Source organism: Rathayibacter sp. AY1C9 (assembly GCF_002932315.1).
GTDB lineage: Bacteria > Actinomycetota > Actinomycetes > Actinomycetales > Microbacteriaceae > Rathayibacter.
Map to the genome: position 1 here is coordinate 150,979 of NZ_PSVZ01000005.1, position 25,457 is coordinate 176,435.

Sequence of the window (25,457 nt, forward strand, 5' to 3'; positions counted from 1 at the left end):
AGGTCACCAGTCGTGGACGGTGCCGTCGGCGAGGCGGTTGAAGGGCAGGTACGCGCGCACGTAGGGGTACTTCCCGGCGGCGTCGACGTCGAGCTCCACGCCCAGACCGGGGGCGTCGCCCGGGTGCAGCCGTCCCTCGCTCCAGGTGAACGACTGCTGGAAGACGCTGTCGGTCCGCTCGCCGTGCTTCATGTACTCCTGGATCCCGAAGTTGTGGATCGCCAGGCCCAGGTGCATCGCGGCCGCCATGCCCACCGGGGAGACGTCGGTGGGTCCGTGCATCCCGGACTTGATCTGGTACTGCGCGGCGTGGTCGAGGATCCTCCGGAGGTGGGAGACGCCTCCGGTGTGCGTGACCGCGCTCCGGATGTAGTCGATCAGCTGCTCGCGGATGAGGAGCTGGTAGTCCCAGACGGTGTTGAAGACCTCGCCGATCGCCAGGGGCGTGGTGGTGTGCTGCCGGACGAGGCGGAGGGCCTCCTGGTTCTCGGCGGGCGTGCAGTCCTCGAGCCAGAAGAGGTCGTACGGCTCGAGGGACTTGCCGAGGGCCGCGGCCTGGATCGGTGTCATCCGGTGGTGGCCGTCGTGGAGGAGGGGGAGCCCCGGCCCGAACTCGTTGCGGACGGCCTCGAAGACGCGGGGGACGTGGCGCAGGTAGGCGCGGGTGTCCCAGTCCTCCTCGGTCGGCAGGCCGCCGCGCTGCGCCGGTTCGTGGTCGTAGCGCACACCGGCGTTGCCCTCGAGGACGGCGTTGGAGGCGATGCCGTAGATCGAGGTCAGCCCCGGCACCGCGGTCTGCACGCGGATCGCGCGGTACCCCTCCTCCTGGTGCTCGCGGATGCTGTCGAACAGCTCCGCGTCCGTCCGCCCGGACGCGTGGCCGTAGGCGAGCAGGCCGGTACGGGACGCGCCTCCGAGCAGCTGGTAGAGCGGCATGCCGGCGGCCTTGCCCTTGATGTCCCAGAGGGCGGTGTCGACCGCCGCGATCGCCGCCATCGTGACCGGCCCGCGGCGCCAGTAGGACGACCGGTAGAGGAACTGCCAGGTGTCCTCGATGCGCGAGGCGTCGCGACCGAGGAGCAGCGGCACGACGTGGTCGGCGAGATAGGAGACCACGGCGAGCTCGCGGCCGTTGAGGGTCGCGTCGCCGAGGCCGGTCAGCCCGTCGTCGGTCGTGAGCTTGAGGGTGACGAAGTTGCGGTCGGGACTGGTGACGACGACCTCGACCTTGTCGATCTTCATGGGGTGCCTTTCGTGGTGGGGGATCGGGTCAGGGGTTCCGGCCGGGAGCGCGGTCCATCGAGAACGCGGCGGTCGAGAGGCCGGGCGCCACGGGCGCGGCCTGACCCGTGCTCTCGCGGCGCTCGGCGATCTCGGCGACGATCTGCGCGTGCCGGCGGTCGGTCAGCGGGTAGAACGCCATGATCAGCACCGCGAGCAGGGCCGCGACGGCCGGGATGAGGCCGGCGGCGGCGCGGATGCCCCACTCGGCGTGCTCGCTCTGCTCCGCGGCCCCGGCCACGTAGCCGCCCCAGGCCAGCGCGTACGCGGCGAGGGCGCCTCCGACCGCCTGGCCGGTCTTGCGGGTGAAGGAGAACAGGGCGTAGATCGTGCCCTCGGAGCGGATGCCGGTCTTCCACTCCCCGTACTCGACGGTGTCGGCCTCGATGGCCCAGACGAGCATGTTGACGAGCTGGATGCCGACGTAGGCGAGGACCAGTCCGCCGAAGCCGACCGCCACCGCGTCGCCCGGGGCGAGGAAGACGACCGTTCCGCCGCTGATCAGGACCCCGACTCCGGCCATGTAGGCGTTGCGCTTGCCGAACCGCCGCACGATCGTCGGGACGAGGGCGGCCAGGCCGAAGGTCAGGGCGAGCTGGATCAGCGACATCGCGGCGTAGAGCTGGACCGATCCGAGCACGTCGCGCAGGTAGTAGAGCTGCACGGTCTGGAGCGCGAGCGTCCCGGTGAGGAACAGGAACGAGCTGAGGCAGAGGAAGAGCAGCGGCCGGTTGGAGCGGAGGGTCGTCATGCTCTGACGGAACGTGACGTGCGCGACGTCGCGCTGGACGCGCTCCTTCGCGGTCAGGATCGTGAAGAGGTAGAGCGCGGAGCCGACGACGACGAAGCTCAGCGTGACGATCGAGAAGAGCGACTGCAGATCGGCGCCGGGGACGACCAGCGGGGCCATGAAGGTGCCGAGCCCGGCCCCCACGATCGCGCCGCCGATGGCGCGGGCGCTGGCGAGCTTCGCGCGCTCGGTGCCGACCTGCGTCATCGCTCCGGCGAGTGAGCCGTAGGGGATGTTGACGAGGCTGTAGGCGAGGCCGAGCGCGGCATAGCTCAGGTAGGCGTAGAGCAGGGTTCCGCTCTCGCCGATCTGCGGGACGGAGAAGGTCGCGGCCGAGAGCAGCAGGAGCGGGACCGACCCGAACATCAGGAAGGGCCGGAACTTGCCGAAGCGCCTGCTGTAGGTGCGGTCCACGACCCGGCCGGCGAAGACGTCGGCGAACGCGTCGAAGATCCGCACGACGAGCAGCAGCGTGCCCGCCGCGGCCGCGGAGATCCCGGCGACGTCGGTGTAGTAGACGAGCAGGAACATCGTGGCGGTGGTGAAGGCGAGGTTGTTCGCCGTGTCGCCGGCGCCGTAGCCCACGATGCTCAGCTTCGAGAGCTTCTCAGCGGCGGGCGCTCCGGGCGCGGTGGTGCGGGGGGTCATGCGGGCTCCTTTACCCGGGCGCGGACCCGTCGGGGATCCGCGCCGCATCGAGACGGTGCGAGGGTGGCAATCGGTTGCCGACGGCGCCGGAAGGCGCCGCGCGGAGAGGCGGGGTGGAGGTCTAGGCCGCCTGAGCGGCGACCGCGGCGACGAGGGCCGGGTCGTCGGCGAGGCGCGGGTCGACGAGCCGCAGCAGCGCCTCGACGGGCCGGGCGGAGCCGAGGGCGCGGTCGAGGGCGGGGCGCTGCGCGTCGGGCAGGTGGTCGCCCTGGAGCAGCAGTGCGATCCAGTCGGCGACGGCACGGAGGGAGGCGGCTCCGCCGTGTCCGCCCGCGCGCTCGGCGAGGAGCACGGGCACGATCCGGATGCGGAGCTTGGCGGTCGCGTCGGCGCCGATCTGCTCGAGCCGGTGCTCGATCCGGGGGTTGCCGAAGCGCTCGAGGAGGGCGGCGCAGTAGGCGTCCGCGTCGAGACCGGCGGGGAGGCCGGCCGCCGCCTCCGCCCAGAACGCCTCGACGGCGCTCCGGCAGGCGGGGTCGGCGATCGCCTCCGCGACGGTGGCGAGGCCCCGCCGGCGGCCGGTGGCGGCGAGGAGCGTGTGCGCGCCGTTGAGGAGTCGCAGCTTGCGCCGCTCGAAGGGCTCGATGTCGTCCACGAAGCGGGCTCCGACGCGCTCCCAGGCGGGTCGGCCGGCGGGGAACCCGCCGCAGAGGACCCAGTCGCGGAACGGCTCGGTCACGACGGACGCGGCGTCGCTGATGCCGGTGAGCTCGGCCGCCGCCTCCCGGTCCGCCGCCGTGGTGGCCGGGGTGATCCGGTCGACGGAGGTCGACACGAACGAGACGGTGCGGTCGATCCAGTCGGCGAGCGACGGGTCGAGCCGCTCGGCGAGCAGGAGCAGTCCACGGCGCACGAGAGGGCCGTTGCCGGAGAGGTTGTCGCAGGGGACGACGGCGAGCGGGCCGGAGCCGGCGTCGCGCCGGGCGGTGAGGCCGAGGAGGAGGCGGCCGAGCGCGGTCGTCGGCGCTCCTCCCGATCGGAGGGCGGCGAGGTCGCTCCGGACGGCGGGGTCGTCCAGGTCGGGGCCGCCGTCCGCGGCGAGACGGTACCCGGCCTCCGTGATCGTCAGCGTGACGATCGCCGTCCCTGGAGCCGCGACGAGCTCGACGAGACGCGCGACGTCCGCGCCGTCGACCGCCTCGACGATGCTGCCCACGACCGTCGCCGAGTCGCCCTCCGGTCCGCGCTCGATCAGCGTGAACAGGCCGTCCTGCGCGGCGAGCTCCTCGGCCGCGCGGGGGCTCCGGCCGGTGAATGCGGCGATGCCCCACTCGTGGTCGTCGTCGACGGCGTGCGTGTACCAGGCCTGATGCGCTCGGTGGAAGGCGCCGAGGCCGAGGTGGACGATGCGGACGGGAGCCGCCGGCAGGCCCGCGGACGCGCGATCGAAACCGCCTCCTCCGCCGTGCCCGCTCACAGCTTGAAGACCTTCCGCGGCTGGGCGTCGACGAGGTCCAGGATGACGGCGCTCGCCGTCTCGAAGTCGATGCGCCCCTCGGCGACCAGGCGCGCGAGGAACGCGGCGTCCAGCCTCCGCGCCATGTCGTGACGGGCCGGGATGGAGAGGAACGCGCGGGTGTCGTCGATGAAGCCGGAGCTCCGCGAGAAGCCGGCGGTCTCCGTCACGGCGGCGCGGAAGCGCAGCACCGCGTCGGGCGCGTCGAGGAACCACCACGGCGCTCCGAGGAACACCGACGGGTAGTAGCCGGCGAGGGGAGCGAGCTCGCGCGAGTGGGTGCTCTCGTCGATCCCGAAGAGGACGAGGTGGAAGCCCGGCGCGTTGCCGAGCTCCTGCAGCAGCGGGCGGAGGGGCTCGGCGAACCGGGTCGCGACGGGGATGTCGTGGCCGGTGTCGGGGCCGAAGCGCTCGAAGGTCGGCCGATCGTGGTTGCGCAGCACGCCGGCGTGGACGGTCATCACCAGGCCGTCGTCGACGCTCATGCGGGCGGACTGCAGCAGCAGGTGGCCGGCGAGGACGCGGCTGCCCTCGGCGTCGATCGTGCCGGCGCGGGCGCGGGCGAAGAGGGACTGCGCCTCGGCGGGATCGAGGTCGACGGTCAGCGGCTCCAGCACTCCGTGGTCGGCGGAGACGGCGCCGTGGTCGAGGAAGTGCCGGCGACGGGCGCGGAGGGCCTCGAGGAATCCGGGGAAGCTGGACTCCTTCGTTCCGGTGGCGGCGGCCAGGGCGGCGACGCGCTCGGGCCAGCCGGGGGCGGAGGGATCGAGGTAGGCGTCGGGGCGGAAGGTCGGCAGCACGCGGCCCGGGAACGCCGGATCCTCCGCCAGAGCCCGATGGACGGCCAGGTCGTCCAGTGGATCGTCGGTCGTCGCCAGCACCTCGATCCCGAACCGCTCGAAGAGCGCCCGCGGGCGGAAGGCGTCGGACGCCAGCCGGGCCCCGATCGCCGCGAAGAGGGCGTCGGCGGTGGAGGCGTCGGGCTGCTCGGTGATGCCGAACTGCTCGGCGAGGATCGACTGGAGCCAGTAGCCCGAGGCGGTTCCCGCGAAGATCCGCCAGTGCGCGCAGAACGTGCGCCACACCTCCTCCGGGCCGGCGAGGCGCTCGCCTCCCGGGATGCCGAGATCGCCGAGGTCGATCCCGGCGGAGTGGAGCAGACGGGTGACGTAGTGGTCGTGCCGGAGGAAGAGCTCGGCCGCGTCGGCGAACGGGCGGTCCTCGAGCAGGAGGCGCGGATCCACGTGCCCGTGCGGGGAGAGGATCGGCAGGTCGGCGACGCTCGCGTGGAGATCGCGGGCGATCGCCCGGGTCGTCGGGTCGATCGGCAGGAGTCGGTCGGGATCGTTCAGCAGCTTCGTCGGCACGGGGCCATCCAAGTATGGGTGCCGAGGAGTGTCAACCGATTGCCAGAGGTGTCGCACCGGATGGCGCGCCGGGCGCGGACCGGGGTCAGGAGTCGCGGCGGAGCCCCGTCGAGGCGCGCGGGACGAACTCCGTCGGCAGATCGTCGGCCCGCTCCGGAGGCTCCTCGTCGCCGAGCACCCGGCGGACCGCCCGCTCGCCCATCCGGCCCAGCGGTGCGCTGATGGTCGACAGCGGCGGCGAGGTGAAGTCGCTCCCGAAGATGTCGTCGAAGCCGATGATGCTGAGCTGCTCCGGGATCGCGACGCCCGACTCCTGAGCCGCGCGCATCAGCCCGATGGCGACCAGGTCGTTGTAGGCGATCACCGCGCCGACGCCGGAGGCGGTCACCCTCGCGAGCGCGCTCCTCCCGCCCTCGAGGGTCGAGACGCCCGGCCCGATCTCGACGACCGTCATGCCCCGCTGCGGAGCGCGGTCGAGGAGGAGCTCCCATCGCGCGGCACTCATCCACGAGTCGGGCGGACCGGCGATGAAGGCGAGGGAGCGGTGGCCGAGGGCCGCGAGGTGGTCGAGCGCGGCGTCGATCCCGGGGGCGAGATCGGGCACGATCCCCGCGACGCCGGGGACCACGCGGTTGAGGACGACGACCGGGATGCGCCCGGCCAGCGCGATGATCTCCTCGTCGCTGAGGCGGGTGCTGACGAGGACGAGCCCGTCGGTGGAGGCGGCGATGCGGTCGGCCGCCTCGGCCTCGCGCTCCCCGGACTCCTGCGACTCGGCGAGGATCATCGTGAAGCCGCGGAGCGACGCCGCCCGCTCCGCTCCGCGCACGGCGGGGAAGAAGGCCGGGTTGGTGATGTCGGCCACCAGCAGCCCGAGGGTCGAGGTGCGGCCCGTCGGCAGCGCGCGCGCCATCGGGTTGAGCCGGTAGCCCAGCTCCTTCGCGGCGGCGCGGATCCGCTGCTCGGTCGCGGCGTTCAGCCGTCCGGGCGTGCTCAGCCCGCGGGAGACGGTGGAGGGGGCGACGCCGGCGAGTCGGGCGACGTCGTAGATCGTCGTCGCGGAGCGGCCGCGGCGTCTCGCGGCGGAGGTGCCGGTGGGCGCGTCTTCGCTGGGCACGATCGCGGTCTTCTCTCGAGGGGCACGGCGGCGGACGGGGCGCCGTCCGCCGCCCATGCTGCCACAGGGCCGAGAAGCCCGCCCGGCCCGTCGCTCGCGTCCGGGTCGCGCCGGATCGGGGAGCCCGCGCTCCGGGAGGCCGCCGTCACCGGCCGGCCGCTCACCGCTCCGGCCCCGTCCAGCGCGGGTCCGCGCGGCTCCGCCCCGTCAGCTCCGCTCCGGGAACGCCCCCTCCTCGCGGATGCGCTCGTTGAGCGCCGCCAGGAACACGCCCTCGTCGAGGTCGAGCGGTACCTCGCGTCCCGTCCAGCTCGAGTAGTGGATGGCGTTGGCGAGCCGGACCCCGAGGATCCCCTCCGCCCCGGGTGCGAGCAGCGGCGTGCCGTGCAGGATGCTGTCCGCGAAGTCCTGCAGGACGGCCGTGTGCTGCTCGCCCCAGACCGACGCCGACTCGATCCGCTCCGTCGTGGAGAGGCCCGCGGTGTCGTAGCGACCGCTGAGCAGGAGGCCCACGTCCTCGGCGCTGAGGGCGGCGCTGACCTCGCGCTCGGGGGCGTTCAGCCGGGTGATCGTCGCGACCCGGGAGTCGTCGACGACGATCCGACCGCGCTCGCCGACGATCTCGAGGCGGTCCGTGCCGATCGGGTCGTGCGTCGTGGTGACCAGCACTCCGGTCGTGCCCCCGCCGAAGTCGGCGAGCACCGTCACCTCGTCCTCCACCGCGATGTCGCGGCACCGCCCGTAGCCGGCCTTCGCGACCACCGACTCCGGCACTCCGCACAGCCACTGCCACAGGTCGAGCTGGTGGGGCGCCTGGTTGACCAGGACGCCTCCGCCCTCGCCTCCCCACGTCGCACGCCACGCGCTCTGGTCGAAGTAGGCCTGCGGCCGCCACCAGGTCGTGATGATCCAGTTCGAGCGCAGGATCCGCCCGATCCCGCCCTCGTCGACGACCTCCTTGAGCCGGCGGTAGAGCGGGTTCGCCCGCTGGTTGAACATGATCGCGAAGCGCTGACCGGGACGGGCGGCGGCGGCCTCGTTCAGCTCCGCCACCTGCGCGGCGTAGACGCCCGCCGGCTTGTCGACCAGCACGTGCAGCCCGTGCTCGAGTGCGTCGATGCCGATCCCGGGGTGGAGGTAGTGCGGAGTGCAGACGACGACGGCGTCGACCTCCCCGCTCGCGAGGAGGGAGCGGTGGTCGGCGTGGAAGGACGCTCCGGGCGCGAGCGCGGCGGCCGCCGCCTCCCGGGCGGGGTCGACGTCGGCGACGGCGGTGACGACGAGGTCGCGCACCCTGCCGTCGGCGAGGAAGCGGGCGTAGGAGGAGCCCTGGGCGCCGAATCCGATGATGCCGAGGCGGACGGTGGTCATGGGAGGAGTCCTTCGTTCGGGGTGGAGTGGGGGATCCGCGCGGGCGCGCTCGGGGCGTAGGCGGCCTGGACGATCGCGAGCGACCTCGCCGCCTCGCGGGGCGAGATCCAGAAGGGCTCGTCCTCGCCGAGGCGGGCGTAGAAGTCGTGCACGAGCAGCTCGTGCGAGGCGCCCCAGTACGAGCGCCCGCCGGATCGGCGCTCCGTGTCCGGGACGACCTCGACGGATCCGTCGTCGCGCCGCACGGTGAGGGCACCGCGCAACGAGACGGTGGCGCGCTCGGTGCGCAGGCGGAGCTCGACCGGCTCGTCCCACGCGTTCGCCACGGTCGCGTAGAGGACGCTGCGCGCGCCGGAGGCGTGGGTGAGCACCAGGTCGGCGGTGTCCTCGACCTCGATCGGCAGCAGGCGCGTGGAGGCGGAGCCGCTCACCGCGACCACCTCGCCGAGGAGCCACTGCAGGAGGTCGACGGTGTGGATCGCCTGGTTCATCAGCATCCCGCCGCCGCCCTCGGCCCGCATCCCGCGCCAGGGGCGGTCGAGGTAGTAGCCGGGAGCGCGGTGCCAGAGCACGGTCGCGGCCGCACCCGTCACGGCACCCAGGGAGCCGGACGCCAGCAGCTCGCGGAGGCGCTGCACGGGCGGGTTGTAGCGGTTCTGGAAGCAGACGCCGATGCGCGCCCCGCCCCGCTCGGCCGCGGCGATCACCTGCTCGCCCTCGGCGACGGAGGAGGCGAGCGGCTTCTCGAGGAGCACCGCGACGCCGCGGTCCAGGGCCGCGACCGCCAGCGCGGCGTGCGTGCTGTGCGGAGTGCAGACGTGCACGACGTCGGGGCGGACGGAGTCGAGCATCCGGACCGCCTCGGGGAAGCCCGGCACCGCGTGCCTCTCGGCGGCCGCGGCGAGCCGGCCCGGGTCGGTGTCGCAGACCGCCACCAGCTCCGCGCCGGGTGCGGTGCCGATCGCCGCGAGGTGGACGGAGGAGATGTCGCCGCAGCCGATCACCGCCGCGCGGACGGTCATCGCAGGTCGATCCCGAGCGAGGAGGCGAGCCCCCGGAAGGCCCGAGCGGCCACTCCGAACGACTCGGGGCCGGAGAATCCGCCGAGGGCGTCCGTGATCGCGAGGTGCGGCTCCAGCGAGGCGACGCCCGTCCAGCCGTCGTCGCGCAGGGCGGTGAGCGTCTCGCGCAGCTGGCCGTCGCCCTCGCCGGCGGGCACCACGGTGCCGGTCGCGGCCACCGCGTCCTTCACCTGCAGGTAGTCGACGTAGGGCCGCAGCGCCGTCCAGCCGTCGTCGAAGGGCCGCACCCCGCACTGCACGAAGTTCGCGTTGTCCCAGGCGAGGCGCAGGGCGGGCGAGCCGACGGACTCGACCAGGTCGAGGATCCGCTCGGGGACGTCGCCGTAGATGTCCTTCTCGTTCTCGTGCAGCAGCATCACGCCCTCGCGCTCGGCGCGATCGGCGAGCATGCGCATGCGCAGCAGGACGTCGTCGCGGATGCTCTCGACCGGCACTCCCTCGCCCCGGTAGAACGAGAAGACGCGGATGCTCGGTGTGCCGAGGGCGTGCGCGGCGCGGATGACGCGGTCGAGGCGCGCCACCTCGAGCTCGGGGTCGAGGGCGACGTCGACCTTGCCGATGGGCGAGGCGACGGCCGAGACGGACTGGCCGCCGCGCTCGAGCACGGCGGCCAGGCGGGCGAGGCGCTCGTCGTCGAGGTCGACGACGTTCCGGCCCCAGGCGCTGCGCACCTCGATGCTGTGCGCGCCGAGCGCTCGGAGGACGGCGACCTGGACGACCGGGTCGGGGTCGATCTCGTCGCCGAAGCCGGAGAGGGTCCAGGGTGCGGGGTTCGCGGGTGCGGTGGTCACGGTGCGTGCCTCGTTCTCGTCGTCGGGAACCGGCGGGCAGGAGCGCCGCCGTGCCACGACCATACGCGTATTGGCAACCGATTGACAAGATCGGAGGCGCGCCTCTACCGTCGGGGGCGTTCCGGGCCGCGGAGACGCCGGCCCCCACCGCGACCGGGAGGACTGCCGTGACCAGGATCGGCGTGCAGGCGATGATGCTGAAGGACGCGTTCGCCTCGGCGGGCGCCTTCGCGACGCTCCGGGAGGTCCGAGCGATCGGCTACCGGTCGGTGGAGATCTCGCAGATCCCGCTGACGGCGGCCACCGTGGCCGAGCTGCAGCGGGCGCGGGACGAGCTCGGCGTCGAGATCGCGGCGATCTCGGCGGGCCTGGCACCGGGGGACTCCCCGGGCGCCGCGCTCGAGGGCGGGCTCGCCGGGATCGTCTCCGACGCCCGCGCGCTCGGCACGCGCACGGTCCGGATCGGCATGCTGCCCGCCTCCGCGGCGGCCTCGCCGGCCGCTCTGCTCGGCTTCGCCGACCGCTGCCAGGCCGCCGCGGCGAGGCTCCGCGACGACGGGCTGCGGCTGCTGCTCCACAACCACCACCACGAGTTCGCGCGGCACGGCGGCCGCCTCCTGCTCGACGTCGTCGCCGACCGGGCTCCGCTGCTGGGGCTCGAGCTCGACGTGCACTGGGTGCAGCGGGGCGGGCTCGATCCCGTGACGACGCTGCGCCGGTACGGGGAGCGCGTCGCCCTGGTGCACCTGAAGGACTACCGGGTCGGGCCGCCCGCCGACATGTCCGGCGGGTGGTCCGTGCACGCCTTCACCTCGAACGTGCAGTTCGCCGAGGTGGGGGAGGGAAACCTCGACTTCCCGGGGATCCTCGGGACGAGCCTCGCGCTCGGCGTCGACCATCTCCTCGTCGAGCAGGACGAGCGCTACGGGCGGAGCGCGCTCGACTGCCTGCGGACCTCGCACGCGAACCTCGTCGCGATGGGCTTCTCGGACCTGTTCTGAGGAGCGGCCGAGGCTCCTCCCCAGGGATCGGAGCGGCCCGTTCTCCACCGCTCAGGGGCCCGGGTCCCCGCCGCGTCGGGCGCGACGGCATGCTCGACCCGTCGACGGAGGAGGTGGTGGCGGTGGTCGTTCCGGACAGTGTGCTCGGCGTGACGGCGCTCGTCGCGCTGGTGCTGTCCGGGGTGCTCCACGCCTCCGTGCGGGTCTGGGCGGCGGGGTCCCGCTGGACGACCGCACGGTCTCCGCGCGCCTGTTCAGGGCGGTCCTGGTGATCATCGCGCTCGACACGGCGTACCTCGTCGTGGCCGGCGAGGAGCTCTTCGCATCCGGGCGCAGCCCCGGAGAAGAAGCAGCCGGATCCGCCGGGGTCCGCCTCCGCTCCGCGGAGCGGAGGACAATGGAGGGACCCCCAGCGAAGGAGACCACCGTGGATCAGCCGCGCATGAACGTCGAGTCGTTCAACCTCGACCACCGCACCGTCGCAGCGCCGTACGTGCGCCTCGCCGACGCGAAGACGCTGCCCGGAGGCGACCACCTCGTCAAGTACGACGTGCGCTTCACCCAGCCCAACCGCGGGCACCTCGAGATGCCCACCGTGCACTCGCTCGAGCACCTGTTCGCCGAGAAGTCCCGCAACCACTCCGACCGCGTGATCGACTTCTCGCCGATGGGCTGCCAGACCGGCTTCTACCTGCTCCTCTCGGGCGAGCCCGAGCTCTCCGAGGTGCTCGGCCTGGTCGAGGCGACGCTCCAGGACATCACCGAGGCCGACGAGGTCCCGGCCGCCAACGAGACCCAGTGCGGCTGGGGCGCCAACCACTCCCTCGAGGGGGCGCAGGAGGCGGCGCGCATGTTCCTCGCGCACCGCTCGGAGTGGGAGACGGTCACCGCGTGAGCACGGCGATCGTCCTGGTCGCGATGGACGAGGAGGCCGCGCCGTTCCTCGCCGCCGCGTCCAGCGCCTCCGAGCCGCGCGCCGTCGGCAACGCGCTGCAGTGGGAGCTCGAGCTCGACTCCCGCGCGGTGCTGCTCGTCCGCACCGGCATCGGCCTCGTCAACGCGGCCGGCGGTCTCACCGCAGCGATCCTGCGGGAGGGCGGCTCCCGGCCGCTCGTGGTGAGCGCGGGGACCGCCGGCGGCCTGGGCGCCGACGTCCGCGTGGGCGAGGTCGTGATCGGCGCCGAGTACGTGCAGACCGACGCCGATGCGCGGGCGTTCGGCTACGCGCTCGGGCAGGTCCCGGGGATGCCCGCCCGCTACTCCGGGGACGACGCGGCGCTCGCCGCGGAGCTCGAGCTGCTGGAGGGGCCGCCGGTGCGCCGCGGCCTGATCGTCTCGAGCGACGTCTTCGTCTCGAGCGCCCACGTGGACCGCGTGCGGAACGACTTCCCCGGCGCGCTCGCCACCGACATGGAATCCGTCGCCCTCGCGCAGACGGCGCACGTGCACGGGCTGCCGTTCGTCTCGGTCCGCGGGATCTCGGACCTCTGCGCCCCCGGCGAGTTCGAGGCGCATGTCGACGACGCGGCCGATCGCTCCGTCGCCGTGGTGCGGGCGCTGCTGCGCGGGCTCGGCGACCGGGACTGATGGACGGGCGGCCCTCCGCGACAGCGCGGAAGGGCCGCCCGGCGGTCAGTCGTTGCCGACGTGCTGGTCGCCGGCCTCCTGGGCCTTGTCGACCTGGCCGGCGAACTTCCCGCCGGTCGCGGAGTCGGCGGCGTCGCCCGCCTTGTCGAGTCCCTTGTCGGTCAGCTCCTCGCCCTTGTCGCTGTTCACGGCGTTCTTCGCCTTGTCCGCGAGTCCTCCGAGATCCACCATGGGGTCGTTCCTTCCGTCGATGAGCGCCCGTCGAGCAACGGGCCGCCGCCAGTCTCCGCCGCTCGGCGAGGATCTGCGCGGGGTTGCGTCTCACGGCCGCGCCGAGGACGATTCGCCTCCGGCCCGGCCCGTCAGCCCGCTGCGCCGAGCCCCGTCACCGCACCGGCGATCGCCGTCGTCTCCTCGCCGTCCGGCCAGCGCAGCCGCACGCCCGGCTCCGTGACGACGCTCCCCACCGCGGCCGTCGCGGTCCAGGGTGTGCCCATCCGCGACTCCCCCCGCCGGTCGGCGGTGATCATCGCGAAGCCGGGGAAGCAGCCGAGCCAGTCGGCGGTGCCGGCCGCCTCGGGGACGGGGACCGCCGCGAGGTCGATCACCGCTCCTCCTCCGCTGGCCTCGGCGAGCATGCCGACCGTCCCCACCAGCCCGGCCATGCTCACGTCCTTCGCCGCCCTCGGCCGCGCGAGTCCGACGGAGGCGGCCATCGCCCGGAGCTCCTCCGCGCGCCGGGACGACGTCGAGTCCCACTGGGCGCCCGCGAAGCCGGGCCGCCAGCCGCCGCCGAGGTCGGCCGTCAGCGAGAGCTCGTCGCCCGGAGCGGCGGCGCCCGGCACCGGCGCCGCGGTACGGCCGAGACCGGTGACGCTCAGGGCCGCCGGCACTCCGAGCTGGGTGTGCCCGCCGAGCACGGGGACGCCCCAGGCGGCGGAGGCGGCCCGCAGACCGCTCACGATGCGCGCGGCGGCGGCCGCGTCGCGAGCGCCGATCGCGTCCATCAGCCCGATGCCGGTCGCGCCCATCGCGGTGAGGTCGTTGACGTTGACCAGCACCGAGCACCACCCCGCCCACTCCGGGTGGCGCTCCACCATGGACGGGACGATCGCGTCGCAGACGGCGATCAGGTCGCTGCCCGGGACCGGTGCTCCGTCGTCGCCGACGAAGCCGGCCCCACCGAGGCCCCCCTCGGCCGCCAGCGGAGCCAGAAGGGCGCCGAGGGCCGCCTTGGCCGCGGTGGCCGCCCGGTCGAGCCGGTCGACCGGCCAGCGCATCCGGGCGTGCTCGACTCCGGCGACGGTGCTCGTGCCGATCCTCCGCCAGCCGAGCCGCCGGAACAGCACCTCGTTGCGCAACTGCACCGAGGCCTCGAAGCGGAGCACCCCGCGCGCCTCCGCCTCCGCGCAGGCCGCGCGCACGAGGGCGGCACCGATCCCGGAGCCGCCCCGCGCCTCGCGCGCCACCACCAGGCGGCTGCCGGTCCACCAGCCCAGATCGCGTCCGCCGCCGACAGGCGCGATCCGGACCCCGCCGAGCACCGCGCCGTCCGGAGCCACCGCGACGAGCACCACCGAGCGCGGATCGTCGTCGGCGTCGTCGTGGTCGTCGCCCGCGAACAGCCCCTGCTCGGCGACGAAGACCTCGCGCCGCAGGGCCCGGTGCGCGGCGAGCTCGCGCTCCTCCGCCCGCACCACCGTGAACGCAGGCGCGACCCGAACACCCTCGAGGATCGAGAGCTCCACCATCAGGCGCCGGCCGTCTTCAGGACGCCGCAGGCCCCGCACGCCGCGCAGCCCGCACTCTGCCCGCTGCTCAGCATCCCGGCCTCGATCAGGAGCGCGGCGACCTCGGCGCTGACCCGCTCCAGCAGTGACCCGGCCGGCGGGAGCACGTGGTCGACCTCGGTCGCCAGGGTCCCGCGCAGCGGACGGAAGGGCACCACGAAGGGGTAGACCCCCATCCCGATCAGCTCGCGGGCGCTCGTGACCAGCTCGTCCGGGTCCTCGCCGAGGCCCACCAGGAGGTAGGTCGAGACCTGGTTGCGGCCGAAGATCCGCACTGCCTCGCGCCACGCCCAGCGGTACTCGTCCAGGCTGACCCGCGCCTTGCCCGGGGTCCAGCGCTGCCGCACCGCGTCGTCCATCGACTCCACGTGGATGCCGATCGAGACGGCGCCCGCGTCCTTCAGCGCCTGCAGCGCCGAGACGTCGGAGGGCGGCTCGCACTGCACCTGGATCGGCAGCCCGGGGACCGCCGCGAGCACCGCGCGGACGCAGCGCGCGAGGTGGGCCGCTCCGCGGTCGCGGCCCTTGGAGGTGCCGGTGGTCATCACCATCTGGCGCACGCCGTCGAGGCGGACCGCCGCCTCCGCGACCTCGGCGAGCTGGGCCGGGGTCTTGACCGCGATGGTCGCACCGGCTTCGAGCGAGGCCTCGATCGCGCAGAAGCGGCAGCGCTCCGCCTCGTCATAGCGCATGCAGGTCTGGACGACGGTGGTCGCGAGGATGTCACGGCCGTGCAGCCGGGCGATCTTCTCGTAGGAGACGCCGTCGGCGGTGTCGAGATCGTAGAAGCGCGGGCGGCGGACGGGAGTCACGTCCAGGCCGATGTCGGCGCCCTCGAGCAGGAGGCGGTTCCCGCTCACCACGTAGGGGCTGTCGGGGTTCACCGGGATCGCGGCGCCCAGGCCGCCGAGCATCACGTGCCCGTCGTCGCTCGGGCCGGCGCCGGCCTCGCGGTGCACCGGTGCCTCGACGCGGATGCCCTGCAGGGCGATGTCGACGCGAGTGCGGAGGGCGGAGGGGCCGGTGCGGCGGATCCCGGTCGAGTGCGCCCCGCCCGGGGAGTGCGCCCCGCCGACCGGGTGCGGGCCGGCGGCCGGGTGCGCCGCACCGGTTGCCGGCGGCGAGGACGCGGGGGAGGGACTGCGGAGATCGGTCACGAGGACTCCTTCGTGGCACCGCGGAGCGGGCCGGACGGGCCGCGCACAGCGGCGGCCGGGATGTCGGTGCGGTCGTCTCACCCCCCAGTCAAGGCGCCTCGTGTTTCGCCCTCGTGACGGGAGGAACGCGGTCTCGTTACGGATCCGCCGTCACGGGAGCTTCTTCCGGTGGAAACCACTCCGAAACATCCCGGCCGTTGACTGGACGCGTTCCACTCCGCACCACTGCTCCACCCCGGCGGACGTCGTCCCGCGTCGTCTCAGCGCATCCCGCCGGAGCCATGCACTCGCACGCCGCTTCGGCGGACCGACACCAGGAGGAACCATGTCCGTCTCCCAGGAGATCGAAGACCAGGTCAGCGCCAACATCGAGATGTCGCGCTCCGAGATCGCCCACCCGGCGCTCCCGAACGGCAGCAACCTCTACGGCTCCACCAAGGTCTTCCCCGACTACCAGGCCGAGCCCGGGGAGTCGTACCTGACCCTCGTGCACGGCATCGCCCACGAGTCCTCGGTCAGCTTCGTCGCAGTGCTCCAGGCCACCCGCGCGGCGCGGAAGGGCTACGAGTCCGCGCTCTACTTCTACGGGCCCGGCACCATCAACGCGATGGCCACCCGCGGCTTCCCGACGGTCGGCGACTCCGGATTCCCCGGCGAGCAGAACCTCAACAACGCCATCGAGACCTTCATCCAGGAGGGGAACCGCGTCTTCGTCTGCCGGTTCGGCATGGCGCTCCACGGCCTCCGCGAGGAGGACCTGATCGAGGGCTGCATCCCCTGCCACCCGCTCGACGTGCAGGACGCGCTCATCCACTACGCCCGCAAGGGCGCGATCATCAACTCCACCTACAACCTGTAGGCGATCGCGATGACCCTCGTCGGATCGGTCGCGGCGAACTTCACCCGCGACCTGGATCAGAACTACGCGCTCATCGCCTCCCTGGCCGAGGAGGCCCGCGAGAGGGGAGTGCGCTTCCTGGTGCTCCCCGAGGCCGCGATCGGCGGCTACCTCTCCTCGCTCGGCAACCACGGCGACACGGTCGCCACCACCCGCCGCTCCCTCCCGCCGGCGGTGCGCCTGGACGGGCCGGAGCTGCGGCGGGTGCAGGAGATCGTCGGCGACCTGGTGGTGGCGATCGGCTTCTGCGAGCTCGACGACGACGGCGAGACCCGCTACAACGCGGCCGCGCTCCTGGACGGCGGGCAGGTCTACGGCAGCTACCGGAAGGTGCACCAGCCGCTGGGCGAGCACCTCTCGTACTCGCCGGGCCCGGGCTACGGCACCTTCGAGACGCCGGTCGGCCGGGTGGGCCTGCAGATCTGCTACGACAAGGCGTTCCCCGAGGCGGCGCGGTCGATGGCGCTGGACGGCGCCGAGATCATCGCCTCGCTCTCGGCGTGGCCGGCCGCTCGGACGGCGACGGCCGAGAACCTGCAGGAGGACCGCTGGACGTACCGGTTCAATCAGTTCGACATCGCCCGCGCCCTCGACAATCAGGTGTTCTGGCTCGCCTCGAACCAGTCGGGGACCTTCGGCTCGCTCCGCTACGTCGGGAACGCGAAGGTCGTCGATCCCGGCGGCAACGTGCTCGCGACGACGCTGCTCGGAGCAGGCATGGCCGTCGCCGACATCGACGTGCGCGGCGCCTTCGAGGCGATGCGCGGCGGGATGTTCCACCTGCGCGACCGGCGGCCCGACGCCTACGACATCGACCGGGTCTGGAACGGAGGACTCGTCCATGCCTGAGATGACCTTCCACGTCCGCTGGCCGGACGGCTCGGAGGAGCGCTGCTACTCGCCGAGCCTGGTCGTGCACGAGTTCCTCGGGACCGGGACCGCCTACTCGCTCGAGGACTTCGTCGCCCGTTCGAGTGAGGCGCTGCGCATCGCGTCGGACCGGGTGCGGGAGCGGTTCGGGTTCGCCTGCACCTCCGCGATGCAGCAGGAGTCCGACATCCTCCGCACGGCGCAGCGCTTCGAGGGCGGCACGGTCAGGGTGCTCGCGATGGAGCCGCCCGCTCCGGCCGGGCAGCGGGTGCGGCCGTGAGCGCCGCTATCGAGCCCGGGCGCCACGTCGAGGTCGCGGTGGTCGGAGGCGGGCAGGCCGGGCTCTCGATCAGCCGGCACCTGGTCGACGACGGCATCGAGCACGTCGTGCTCGAGCGCGCGACCATCGGCCACGACTGGATCGACCGCCGCTGGGACGCCTTCACCCTCGTCACGCCGAACTGGCAGTGCCGCCTCCCCGGGTACCCCTACGACGGGCCGGACCCGGACGGATTCATGACGCGCGACGAGGTGCACGCGTGGGTGCGCCGCTACGCGCAGAGCTTCGACGCCCCCGTTGTCGAGGGCGTGGAGGTGAGCCGGCTCCGCGAGCGCGCCGGGGGAGGGTTCGAGCTGATCACGAGCGCGGGCGCGATCACGGCCGACCAGGTCGTCGTGGCGACCGGCGGCTACCACCGCCCGGTCCTCCCCGCCGTCGCCGCGCGGCTGCCGTCGGACGTGCTGCAGCTCCACTCCGCCGACTACCGCTCGCCGGAGGCGCTCCCGCCCGGCGGCGTGCTCGTCGTCGGCTCCGGGCAGTCGGGCGCGCAGATCGCCGAGGACCTCTTCCTCGCCGGGCGCGAGGTCCACCTCGCCCTCGGCAGCGCGCCGCGGGTGGCGCGCTTCTACCGGGGCCGCGACTGCGTCGCCTGGCTCCAGGACATGGGCGTGTACGACGTGCCCGTCCACGCGCAGGTCGGCGGGCTCACCAAGCGGGAGTCGACCAACCACTACGTGACGGGGCGCGGGGGCGGGCGGGACATCGACCTGCGCGCCTTCGCCCGCGACGGGATGCACCTCTACGGCCGACTGGCCGGGGTGGAGGGGTTCCGGCTGCGCTTCGCCCCCACGGCGGAGGCGTCGCTCGACTACGCGGACTCGGTCGCGGAGTCGATCAAGGACGACATCGACCGCTACATCGCGGCGCACGGCATCGACGCTCCCGAGGAGGACCGCTGCCGTCCGGTCTGGCGGCCGGAGTCCGAGGCGACCGGGCTCGACCTGGCGCGCATCGGCAGCGTCGTCTGGGCGGTCGGGTTCCGCTCCGACTATCGCTGGGTCGAGATCGGCGTGTTCGACGGCGCCGGCCATCCCACCCACCAGCGCGGAGTGACGAGCGTGCCGGGCCTGTCGTTCCTCGGGCTGCCGTGGCTGCACACCTGGGGGTCCGGCCGCTTCGAGGCGATCGCCCGCGATGCGGGGCACCTGGCGGAGGAGGTCCGGCGAGTGCGCGAGGCGGGGCGCTTCGCTCGGGAGCGCGAGCCGGATCTCGCCGGATAGCCTCCTCGCATGACGGAGACGGTGATGGGTGCGGTCGCAGCGCACTTCGGTCGCGACATCGACCGCACCCTCGCCAAGCTCGCCGGCATCATCGCTCACGCCCGCGAGCGCTCGGTCGACCTGCTCGTGCTCCCGGACGCGACCCTCGGCGGCTACCTGCTCGACCTCCAGCACCCCGGGCCGGACCTGCCGCCGAGCCTCGAGCTCGATGGGCCGGAGGTCGCCCGCGTGGCCGAGCTGGCGGGCGATCTCACCGTGTGCTTCGGGATCGCGGAGCGCGCGCTCGAGGGCGGTCGCGAGGTCCGCTACGACACCGCGGTCTGCGTGCACGGCGGGCGCGTGATCGGCACGCACCGCAAGGTCCACCTGCCGCTGGGCGAGTCCGAGGCGTACCTGCCGGGTCGCGGCTTCGCCGCCTTCGACTCGCCGATCGGGAGGATGGGGATGCTGATCGACTTCGACAAGACCTTCCCGGAGTCCTCGCGCTCGCTGGCCCTCGACGGCGCGGAGGTGCTGGCCTGCCTCAGCGCGTGGCCCGCGAGCGTGACCGACCGCTCCGATCGGATCCGCAACGACCGCCAGGCCCACCTGTTCGATCTCTACGACTGCGCCCGCGCCGCCGAGAACCAGGTCTACCTCGTCTCCTCGAACCAGACCGGCGTGCTCGGCGGCCTGCGGTTCCTCGGGCAGGCGAAGGTCGTGGATCCGGCGGGAGAGATCATCGCGAAGACCTGGGCGAAGGGCGGGCTCGCGCTCGCCTCCGCTGACGTCGCCGGCTCCGTCGCCCGCGCCCGCCGCACGATGCACCACCTCCGCGACCGCGCGGAGCACGCCTACCGGAGCTGAGATGCGGATCTGCCTGCTGACCTACTCCACCCGGCCGCGCGGCGGGGTGGTGCACACCCTCGCCCTCGCCGAGGCGCTCGCGCGCGCCGGACACGACGTCACGGTGCGCACGCTCGCCCGGGGCGGCGACGACTCCTTCTTCCGCCCCGTCGATCCGTGCGTGACCGTGCGGGTGGTGCCCTTTCCGCACCGCGAGGGCGAGCCGGTCGGCGCCCGCATCGTCCGGTCCATCGCCGCGATGGCCGAGGCCCTGCGGGGCGAGGACGCACCGGTCGTCCACGCGCAGGACTGCATCTCGGCCAACGCGGCGCTCGCCGCCGGACTCGCGCCGATCCGCACGATCCACCACCTGGACGACTTCACCACCCCGGAGCTGCGCGCCTGCCACGACCGCGCCGTCCGGCTCCCCCTGACCCGGCTGTGCGTGTCCGCTGCGGTCGCCGAGGAGGTGCGCGCCGGCTGGGGGCTGCTGCCCGACGTGATCCCGAACGGTGTCGACGCGGCGCGGTTCGCGGCCGCCGTCGACGATCCGCTGACCGGGGGGTGGCGGGCCGAGCTCGGCCCGTACCTCCTCGCCCTCGGCGGCATCGAGCCGCGGAAGGGCAGCATCGAGCTGCTCGAGGCGTGGGCTCTGCTGCGCGAGCGCGGCCACGACGTCGCGCTGGTGTTCGGCGGCGGCGAGACCCTGTTCGACTACCGCGAGTACCGGGCCGCCTTCGACCGGAGGGCGGCCGAGCTCGGGATCGCTCCGGTGATCCTCGGCACCGTTCCGGAGGAGAGGCTCGCTCCGCTCGTCGCCGGCGCCTCCGCGCTGGGCTTCGTCTCGGTGAAGGAGGGGTTCGGGCTGGCGGCGATGGAGGCGCTCGCCGCGGGGGTGCCGGTCGTGGCGCGGGAGCTGCCGGTGATCCACGAGGTGTTCGGGGACGCGGTCCGCTACGGGCGGGACCCCGCCTCCTTCGCCGACGCGCTGGAGGAGGCCCTGACGCTGCCCTCGCCGGACGGCCGGGCCCTGGCCGCCTCGCACTCCTGGGACGACGTCGCGGCCGCGCATCTGCGGTTCTACGAGCGGGTGCTCGACGGCTCGGTTCAGAGCTCAGGAGGAACTCCTCCGGACGGGCCGGGATCCGCGCGAGCAGGCGTGCCCGGATGACTCCGTCCTGCCGCCTGGACACGATCGGGCGCCGCCGGTGACCCGCCGGTCGATCTCGCGCATCGTCACCGGTCTCGCCGACGCCGATCCCGACCGGATCGTCGCCGTGGCCGACGAGGGCGCGCTGACGGCGGGGGAGCTCGACCGCGAGAGCACCCGCCTCGCCCGCGCCTACCGCGATCTCGGCGTCCGGACCGACGACCTCGTCACCGTCTCGCTCTCGAACTCGCTGGACGCGCTCGTCGTCTGCGCGGCGGTCTGGAAGGCGGGCGCCGTGCCGCAGCCGGTCTCGACCGGGCTGTCGGCGGCGGAGCGCGCCGAGGTGGAGCGGATCGCGCGGCCGGCGCTCGTCATCGGCGCGCCCTCCTCCTCCGCTGTCCCGTGGCGCGCGGGCGACTGGCGGCCCGGGCCGGAGGTGCCGGCCGGCTCGCTCGAGGACCGGTGGGCCTCGTCCTGGAAGGCGCCCACCTCCTCCGGCAGCACGGGGCGGCCGAAGGTGGTGCTGGCCGCGGGCCCGGCGCTGCTGGATCCGGACGCGCCGGTCGCGCCGTTCCTGCCGCGCGAGGGCGTGCAGCTGGTGAGCGGCCCGCTGATGCACTCGGCGACCTTCACCTACGCCTTCCGCGGGCTGATGACCGGGCAGCGCCTGGTGCTGCTGCCGCGGTTCGACGCCGCCCGGGTCCTCGCGGCGATCGAGGAGCACCGCGTCACCTGGACCCTGCTCGTCCCGACCACGATCCGCCGCCTGCTGGTTGCGCCCGAGCGGTCGGGGGCGGACGTGTCCTCGCTCGCGACGGTGCTGCACCTCGGAGCGCCCTGCGCGCCCGCCGACAAGCGGGCGCTGATCGGCTGGCTCGGCCCGGAGCGGGTGGTCGAGGTCTATGCGGGCAGCGAGTCGAACGGACTGACGATGATCACGGGCCGGGAGTGGCTGGAGCACCCGGGCAGTGTCGGACGGCCGATCAGCGGGACGACCCTGCGCATCCTGCGGGAGGACGGCACGGAGGCTCCGACCGGCGAGCTCGGCCGCATCTGGCTGCACCGCGGCGAGGCCCCCGCCTACCGCTACCTCGGCGCGGGCTCGCGGCGGACGGAGGAGGGCTGGGACACCCTCGGCGACGTCGGCCGCGTCGACGGGGACGGGTGGCTCTGGGTGGTCGACCGCGCCGACGATCTGATCCTCCGGGGCGGAGTGAGCGTCTGGCCGGCCGAGGTCGAGCGGGTGCTGGAGGCCCTGCCCGGAGTCCGCGGGGCGGTCGCCTTCGGCGTGCCGGACACGGAGCTGGGGCAGGCGGTGGAGGCGGTCGTCGACGTGGGCGACGCTGGCGTGGACCCGGCCGGTCTGCTCGCTCGGGCGAACGCCGAGCTGGGCGCTGAGCGGCGCCTCCGGGCCCTCCGGATCGTGCTCGAGCCCGTTCGGAGCGACGCGGGCAAGGTCCGTCGCTCCGCGCTCGCCCCCGTGGCGCAGACGCTCGGGACCCACCGTTCCGCCGGCACCCCGGATGGGCCAGAGTAGGCCCTGCGCCCCCGCACACCGACCCCAGGGAGACCCGATGAAGTACATGCTGATCATGCGCGCGACCGATGCGGCGAAGGAGGCCTACGCCTCCATCCCGTTCGACGAGATCATCACCCGGATGGGGCAGTACAACGAGGCGATGATCGAGGCGGGCGTGCTGCTCTCGGGCGACGGCCTGGCCGACGACGTCGCCTCCTCCGGCTTCGTGGTCGACTTCTCCTCCGAGCCGCCGACCGTCGTCGACGGCGCCTACGGCCCGACCGAGTCGCTCTTCAACGGCTTCTGGATCATCGGGGTCGACTCGAAGGAGCAGGCCCGCGAGTGGGCGCTGCGCTGCCCGCTGGTGCCCGGCAACCGCCTCGAGGTGCGCCGGATCACCGACGAGAGCGACTTCGCGGAGTTCGCCGACAACGAGTACGTGCAGAAGGAGGCCGGCTGGCGCGAGGACGAGGCGGCGCGCGCCTCCGGGGACTGACGCGGCGGCGGGCGTCACGCCTCCGTGACGACGCCCGCCTCGACGTGCCAGTGCCGCGTCAGCTGCACCGTCTCGAGCATCCGCCGGTCGTGGGTGACCAGCAGCAGGGTGCCCTCGTACGCCTCGAGCGCCTCCTCCAGCTGCTCGATGGCGACGAGGTCGAGGTGGTTGGTCGGCTCGTCGAGCACCAGGAGATTCGTGCCGCGGGCCTGGAGGAGCGCCAGGGCGGCCCGGGTCCGCTCGCCCGGCGAGAGCTCGCCGACGCGGCGGCCGACGTGGTCGGCCTTCAGCCCGAACTTCGCCAGCAGCGTGCGGACCTCGGCGGTCGGCCACTCGGGCACCAGCGCCTCGAACGCGTCCGCGAGCGGCACGTCGGCGGCGAGCATCCCGCGGGCCTGATCGATCTCGCCGATCGCCACGCTCGCTCCGAGAGAGGCGCCGCCCTCCTCCGGCTCGGCGCGGCCGAGGAGGAGCGACAGCAACGTCGACTTGCCGGCGCCGTTGGGCCCGGTGATGCCGATCCGGTCGCCCGCGTCGACCTGGAGCGACACCGGCCCGAGCGTGAAGGCGCCGCGGCGGGCGACCGCGCCGTTCAGCGTCGAGACGACCGAGCTCGAGCGCGGGGCGCTGCCGATCGTGAAGGCGAGCTGCCACTCCTTGCGCGGCTCCTCGACCTCCTCGAGCCGCGCGATCCGGCTCTCCATCTGGCGCACCTTCTGCGCCTGCTTCTCGCTCGACTCCGCCGAGGCCTTGCGACGGATCTTGTCGTTGTCGGGGGCCTTCTTCATCGCGTTGCGCACGCCCTGGCTCGACCACTCCCGCTGGGTGCGGGCGCGGGAGACCAGGTCGGCCTTCTGCTCGGCGAAGTCCTCGTACTTCTCGCGGCGCTGGCGGCGCGCGGTCTCGCGCTCCTCCAGGAACGCGTCGTAGCCGCCTCCGTAGACCCGGTTGGTGCCCTGCGCGAGATCGAGCTCGAGCACGCGGGTCACGCTGCGGGCGAGGAACTCACGGTCGTGGCTCACGAGGACCGCGCCGCCGCGGAGCCCGCGGACGAAGGCCTCCAGGCGCTCCAGGCCGTCGAGGTCGAGGTCGTTGGTCGGCTCGTCGAGCAGCACCACGTCGAAGCGCGAGAGCAGCAGTGCCGCGAGGCCCACCCGCGCCGCCTGCCCGCCGGAGAGGGAGGTCATCGTCGAGGAGGCGGCCGCGGCTCCGAGCGACAGGCCCAGGTCGGCCAGGACGACCGGGGTGCGCTCGTCGAGGTCGGCCGCGCCGCTCGCGAGCCAGCGGTCGAGCGCGAGGGCGTAGCGGTCGGCGATCGAGCCGTCGGGATCGGGGTCGGCCAGGGCGGAGGCGGCGGCGTCGAGCTCGGCGGAGGCCTCGGCGCAGCCGGTGCGGCGCGCGATGTAGCCGGCCACGGTCTCGCCCTCGCGGCGCTCGTGCTCCTGCGGCAGCCAGCCGACGAAGGCGTCGCCCGGCGCGAGCACGACGGAGCCCCCGAGCGGAGCCGTCTCGCCCGCGAGGATGCGCAGGAGCGTCGACTTGCCGGCTCCGTTCGCCCCCACGACGCCCACCACGTCCCCGGGGGCGACCGTCAGGTCGAGTCCGTCGAACAGGGTGCGGTGCGCATAGCCTCCGGAGAGGCCCTTGGCGACGAGGGTGGCGGTCACCGGTCCAGCGTAGGCGCGGGCGACTCGCTAGACGGCCTGGTGATCAGCCGGTCTAGGATGTGCGGATGAGCGACACGAGCCTGCGGAGCGGCGCCGGGTACTGGTACCCGGACGAGTCGTCCACCCGCCGCGCTGTCGAGGTGCTGAGCGCGATGCGCACGTACCGCGTCTCCGAGGTCTCCATGCGCCGCCGCACGCGCGAGCGGATGGCGATGGGCGAGACGGACCTGATCGCCATCCAGTACCTGCTCCGCCAGCAGCGCAAGGGCGAGCTGGTGACCGGCAAGGATCTGGCCTCGCACCTCTCCATCTCGTCCGCGTCGACCACGGTCCTCATCGACCGCCTGGTCCGCAGCGGCCACCTCGTGCGCAAGCCCAACCCGACCGACCGGCGCGGGATCGTCGTGGAGGCGACCGTCGACAGCGACGACGAGGTGCGCGCCACGCTCCAGGAGATGCACCGCCGGATGCTCGAGATCGCCGAGGACCTGGACGCACCCGAGGCCGAGGTCGTCGTCAACTTCCTCCGCCGGATGAGCGCGGCCGTCGACGAGATCGATGCGGAGCACGGCGACGGGCACGATACGGACGAAGCGGACGACGCGGAACCCTCCGCAGCCAAATAGCTAGACGGACTAGTAATAAGCCGAGGGGCCTATAGTCTGGCGGCATGGGTCAATTCCTCTACGGCACTCCTCCCGCCGTCATCGAGATCGAGGACCGGACCCTGGCCCACCTCCAGATCGTGATCTACGCGAAGTTCCGCCGCGACGAGCGCTTCAGCCTCACCCTCGACTCGATGCCCGAGGGCGCGCGCGGCCGCCACTCCTTCTGGATGAACCCGAACATCGCCCTGCAGTTCCATTTCGCGGGGAGCCGGCAGCCGACGATCAACCCGACCTGGGTCGAGCTCCTGATGGACGCGGCGAACAGCGGCGGCGGGCTGCGCCTGCTCCCCGAGCCCCCGTCGTGAC

The 25,457-nt window shown here is 73.7% G+C and carries 25 protein-coding genes; 13 read left to right on the forward strand and 12 right to left on the reverse strand.

The window, feature by feature from the left end:
- Nucleotides 1-3: 3 nt before the first annotated feature.
- The 8 genes from manD to C5D09_RS06000 form a co-directional block, all read right to left on the reverse strand.
- Nucleotides 4-1,242, reverse strand: a complete 1,239-nt coding sequence (gene manD, locus C5D09_RS05965) for a D-mannonate dehydratase ManD (RefSeq protein ID WP_104268830.1) — start codon at nucleotides 1,240-1,242, stop codon at nucleotides 4-6.
- Nucleotides 1,243-1,270: 28 nt separating this feature from the next.
- On the reverse strand, nucleotides 1,271-2,719 hold the full coding sequence (gene uidB, locus C5D09_RS05970) for a glucuronide transporter (protein ID WP_104257955.1): 1,449 nt from the start codon (nucleotides 2,717-2,719) through the stop codon (nucleotides 1,271-1,273).
- Nucleotides 2,720-2,840: 121 nt separating this feature from the next.
- Complete coding sequence (locus C5D09_RS05975; RefSeq protein ID WP_258066922.1) at nucleotides 2,841-4,196, reverse strand: mannitol dehydrogenase family protein; 1,356 nt, start codon at nucleotides 4,194-4,196, stop codon at nucleotides 2,841-2,843.
- Nucleotides 4,193-5,602: a glucuronate isomerase gene (gene uxaC, locus C5D09_RS05980; RefSeq protein ID WP_104268831.1), complete on the reverse strand. Its 1,410-nt coding sequence runs from the start codon at nucleotides 5,600-5,602 to the stop codon at nucleotides 4,193-4,195. Before uxaC ends, C5D09_RS05975 begins: the two co-directional genes overlap by 4 nt.
- A gap of 85 nt (nucleotides 5,603-5,687) precedes the next feature.
- Nucleotides 5,688-6,719, reverse strand: a complete 1,032-nt coding sequence (locus C5D09_RS05985) for a LacI family DNA-binding transcriptional regulator (protein WP_258066923.1) — start codon at nucleotides 6,717-6,719, stop codon at nucleotides 5,688-5,690.
- Nucleotides 6,720-6,926: 207 nt separating this feature from the next.
- Nucleotides 6,927-8,090 carry a Gfo/Idh/MocA family protein gene (locus C5D09_RS05990; protein ID WP_104268833.1) on the reverse strand — a complete coding sequence of 388 codons (1,164 nt, stop codon included), beginning with the start codon at nucleotides 8,088-8,090 and terminating at the stop codon, nucleotides 6,927-6,929.
- Nucleotides 8,087-9,112, reverse strand: a complete 1,026-nt coding sequence (locus C5D09_RS05995; RefSeq protein ID WP_104247552.1) for a Gfo/Idh/MocA family protein — start codon at nucleotides 9,110-9,112, stop codon at nucleotides 8,087-8,089. The genes C5D09_RS05990 and C5D09_RS05995 overlap by 4 nt, the downstream gene beginning before the upstream one ends.
- Nucleotides 9,109-9,963: a sugar phosphate isomerase/epimerase gene (locus C5D09_RS06000; protein WP_258065778.1), complete on the reverse strand. Its 855-nt coding sequence runs from the start codon at nucleotides 9,961-9,963 to the stop codon at nucleotides 9,109-9,111. Before C5D09_RS06000 ends, C5D09_RS05995 begins: the two co-directional genes overlap by 4 nt.
- A gap of 167 nt (nucleotides 9,964-10,130) precedes the next feature.
- On the opposite strand from C5D09_RS06000, the gene C5D09_RS06005 reads away from it, so the two are divergent.
- The 3 genes from C5D09_RS06005 to mtnN all read left to right on the forward strand — a co-directional run bounded on the left by C5D09_RS06005 (nucleotide 10,131) and on the right by mtnN (nucleotide 12,551).
- The gene (locus C5D09_RS06005; protein ID WP_258066925.1) at nucleotides 10,131-10,964 is read left to right on the forward strand and encodes a sugar phosphate isomerase/epimerase; all 834 of its coding nucleotides are present in this window, start codon (nucleotides 10,131-10,133) and stop codon (nucleotides 10,962-10,964) included.
- A 397-nt stretch (nucleotides 10,965-11,361) separates the two neighbouring features.
- Entirely contained in the window at nucleotides 11,362-11,859 is a 498-nt protein-coding gene (locus C5D09_RS06015; protein WP_308471882.1) for an S-ribosylhomocysteine lyase, read from the forward strand.
- Nucleotides 11,856-12,551 (forward strand): 5'-methylthioadenosine/S-adenosylhomocysteine nucleosidase, encoded by a 696-nt coding sequence (gene mtnN, locus C5D09_RS06020; protein ID WP_258059322.1) that lies wholly within the window; start codon nucleotides 11,856-11,858, stop codon nucleotides 12,549-12,551. Before C5D09_RS06015 ends, mtnN begins: the two co-directional genes overlap by 4 nt.
- Before the next feature lie 45 nt (nucleotides 12,552-12,596).
- Here the strand turns inward: mtnN and C5D09_RS06025 are convergent, their stop codons facing one another.
- From C5D09_RS06025 to C5D09_RS06035, 3 genes are all read right to left on the reverse strand, one after another.
- Nucleotides 12,597-12,782, reverse strand: coding sequence for an antitoxin (locus tag C5D09_RS06025; RefSeq protein WP_104222638.1), 186 nt, complete (start codon nucleotides 12,780-12,782; stop codon nucleotides 12,597-12,599).
- A 131-nt stretch (nucleotides 12,783-12,913) separates the two neighbouring features.
- A complete protein-coding gene (locus C5D09_RS06030) occupies nucleotides 12,914-14,302 on the reverse strand; it encodes an MSMEG_0567/sll0787 family protein (protein WP_104222637.1) in 1,389 nt (462 codons plus the stop codon).
- Nucleotides 14,302-15,498, reverse strand: a complete 1,197-nt coding sequence (locus C5D09_RS06035; protein ID WP_258059779.1) for an MSMEG_0568 family radical SAM protein — start codon at nucleotides 15,496-15,498, stop codon at nucleotides 14,302-14,304. The genes C5D09_RS06030 and C5D09_RS06035 overlap by 1 nt, the downstream gene beginning before the upstream one ends.
- A 325-nt stretch (nucleotides 15,499-15,823) precedes the next feature.
- Between C5D09_RS06035 and C5D09_RS06040 the strand changes: the two genes are divergently transcribed.
- The 8 genes from C5D09_RS06040 to C5D09_RS06075 are packed head-to-tail and all read left to right on the forward strand — an operon-like array spanning nucleotide 15,824 to nucleotide 22,816.
- Nucleotides 15,824-16,357: an MSMEG_0572/Sll0783 family nitrogen starvation response protein gene (locus tag C5D09_RS06040; RefSeq protein ID WP_104268835.1), complete on the forward strand. Its 534-nt coding sequence runs from the start codon at nucleotides 15,824-15,826 to the stop codon at nucleotides 16,355-16,357.
- 9 nt (nucleotides 16,358-16,366) lie between these two features.
- Complete coding sequence (locus C5D09_RS06045; protein WP_104222635.1) at nucleotides 16,367-17,245, forward strand: carbon-nitrogen hydrolase family protein; 879 nt, start codon at nucleotides 16,367-16,369, stop codon at nucleotides 17,243-17,245.
- Nucleotides 17,238-17,546: an MSMEG_0570 family nitrogen starvation response protein gene (locus C5D09_RS06050; RefSeq protein ID WP_104222634.1), complete on the forward strand. Its 309-nt coding sequence runs from the start codon at nucleotides 17,238-17,240 to the stop codon at nucleotides 17,544-17,546. Before C5D09_RS06045 ends, C5D09_RS06050 begins: the two co-directional genes overlap by 8 nt.
- Complete coding sequence (locus tag C5D09_RS06055) at nucleotides 17,543-18,826, forward strand: MSMEG_0569 family flavin-dependent oxidoreductase (RefSeq protein WP_219813050.1); 1,284 nt, start codon at nucleotides 17,543-17,545, stop codon at nucleotides 18,824-18,826. Before C5D09_RS06050 ends, C5D09_RS06055 begins: the two co-directional genes overlap by 4 nt.
- 9 nt (nucleotides 18,827-18,835) lie before the next feature.
- Nucleotides 18,836-19,672 carry a carbon-nitrogen hydrolase family protein gene (locus tag C5D09_RS06060; RefSeq protein ID WP_104222633.1) on the forward strand — a complete coding sequence of 279 codons (837 nt, stop codon included), beginning with the start codon at nucleotides 18,836-18,838 and terminating at the stop codon, nucleotides 19,670-19,672.
- 1 nt (nucleotide 19,673) lies between these two features.
- Nucleotides 19,674-20,822: an MSMEG_0565 family glycosyltransferase gene (locus C5D09_RS06065; RefSeq protein ID WP_104222632.1), complete on the forward strand. Its 1,149-nt coding sequence runs from the start codon at nucleotides 19,674-19,676 to the stop codon at nucleotides 20,820-20,822.
- A 37-nt stretch (nucleotides 20,823-20,859) separates the two neighbouring features.
- Nucleotides 20,860-22,338 carry an AMP-binding protein gene (locus tag C5D09_RS06070; RefSeq protein WP_104268836.1) on the forward strand — a complete coding sequence of 493 codons (1,479 nt, stop codon included), beginning with the start codon at nucleotides 20,860-20,862 and terminating at the stop codon, nucleotides 22,336-22,338.
- Between the two features lie 37 nt (nucleotides 22,339-22,375).
- A complete protein-coding gene (locus C5D09_RS06075; RefSeq protein ID WP_104222630.1) occupies nucleotides 22,376-22,816 on the forward strand; it encodes a YciI family protein in 441 nt (146 codons plus the stop codon).
- Nucleotides 22,817-22,830: 14 nt separating this feature from the next.
- Here C5D09_RS06075 and C5D09_RS06080 read toward each other — a convergent pair whose 3' ends face one another.
- On the reverse strand, nucleotides 22,831-24,483 hold the full coding sequence (locus tag C5D09_RS06080; RefSeq protein ID WP_104268837.1) for an ABC-F family ATP-binding cassette domain-containing protein: 1,653 nt from the start codon (nucleotides 24,481-24,483) through the stop codon (nucleotides 22,831-22,833).
- Nucleotides 24,484-24,548: 65 nt separating this feature from the next.
- Here C5D09_RS06080 and C5D09_RS06085 point away from each other — a divergent pair, with 65 nt between their 5' ends.
- Both C5D09_RS06085 and C5D09_RS06090 read left to right on the forward strand, forming a co-directional pair.
- Nucleotides 24,549-25,109 (forward strand): MarR family winged helix-turn-helix transcriptional regulator, encoded by a 561-nt coding sequence (locus tag C5D09_RS06085; RefSeq protein ID WP_104250276.1) that lies wholly within the window; start codon nucleotides 24,549-24,551, stop codon nucleotides 25,107-25,109.
- A 44-nt stretch (nucleotides 25,110-25,153) separates the two neighbouring features.
- On the forward strand, nucleotides 25,154-25,456 hold the full coding sequence (locus C5D09_RS06090; protein ID WP_104225758.1) for an ATP-dependent DNA ligase: 303 nt from the start codon (nucleotides 25,154-25,156) through the stop codon (nucleotides 25,454-25,456).
- The last annotated feature ends 1 nt before the right edge of the window (nucleotide 25,457 follow it).

What these genes read in the sequence shown, in the direction of transcription:
- C5D09_RS06050 (WP_104222634.1), top strand. Translation starts at nt 17,238, where the DNA reads ATGCCTGAGATGACCTTCCACGTCCGCTGGCCGGACGGCTCGGAGGAG.
- C5D09_RS05995 (WP_104247552.1), bottom strand. Translation starts at nt 9,112, where the DNA reads ATGACCGTCCGCGCGGCGGTGATCGGCTGCGGCGACATCTCCTCCGTC.
- manD (WP_104268830.1), bottom strand. Translation starts at nt 1,242, where the DNA reads ATGAAGATCGACAAGGTCGAGGTCGTCGTCACCAGTCCCGACCGCAAC.
- C5D09_RS06040 (WP_104268835.1), top strand. Translation starts at nt 15,824, where the DNA reads ATGTCCGTCTCCCAGGAGATCGAAGACCAGGTCAGCGCCAACATCGAG.
- C5D09_RS06075 (WP_104222630.1), top strand. Translation starts at nt 22,376, where the DNA reads ATGAAGTACATGCTGATCATGCGCGCGACCGATGCGGCGAAGGAGGCC.
- uidB (WP_104257955.1), bottom strand. Translation starts at nt 2,719, where the DNA reads ATGACCCCCCGCACCACCGCGCCCGGAGCGCCCGCCGCTGAGAAGCTC.
- C5D09_RS05990 (WP_104268833.1), bottom strand. Translation starts at nt 8,090, where the DNA reads ATGACCACCGTCCGCCTCGGCATCATCGGATTCGGCGCCCAGGGCTCC.
- C5D09_RS06025 (WP_104222638.1), bottom strand. Translation starts at nt 12,782, where the DNA reads ATGGTGGATCTCGGAGGACTCGCGGACAAGGCGAAGAACGCCGTGAAC.
- C5D09_RS06015 (WP_308471882.1), top strand. Translation starts at nt 11,362, where the DNA reads ATGGAGGGACCCCCAGCGAAGGAGACCACCGTGGATCAGCCGCGCATG.
- C5D09_RS06065 (WP_104222632.1), top strand. Translation starts at nt 19,674, where the DNA reads ATGCGGATCTGCCTGCTGACCTACTCCACCCGGCCGCGCGGCGGGGTG.
- C5D09_RS06085 (WP_104250276.1), top strand. Translation starts at nt 24,549, where the DNA reads ATGAGCGACACGAGCCTGCGGAGCGGCGCCGGGTACTGGTACCCGGAC.
- C5D09_RS06060 (WP_104222633.1), top strand. Translation starts at nt 18,836, where the DNA reads ATGACGGAGACGGTGATGGGTGCGGTCGCAGCGCACTTCGGTCGCGAC.
- C5D09_RS06090 (WP_104225758.1), top strand. Translation starts at nt 25,154, where the DNA reads ATGGGTCAATTCCTCTACGGCACTCCTCCCGCCGTCATCGAGATCGAG.
- C5D09_RS06045 (WP_104222635.1), top strand. Translation starts at nt 16,367, where the DNA reads ATGACCCTCGTCGGATCGGTCGCGGCGAACTTCACCCGCGACCTGGAT.
- C5D09_RS06030 (WP_104222637.1), bottom strand. Translation starts at nt 14,302, where the DNA reads ATGGTGGAGCTCTCGATCCTCGAGGGTGTTCGGGTCGCGCCTGCGTTC.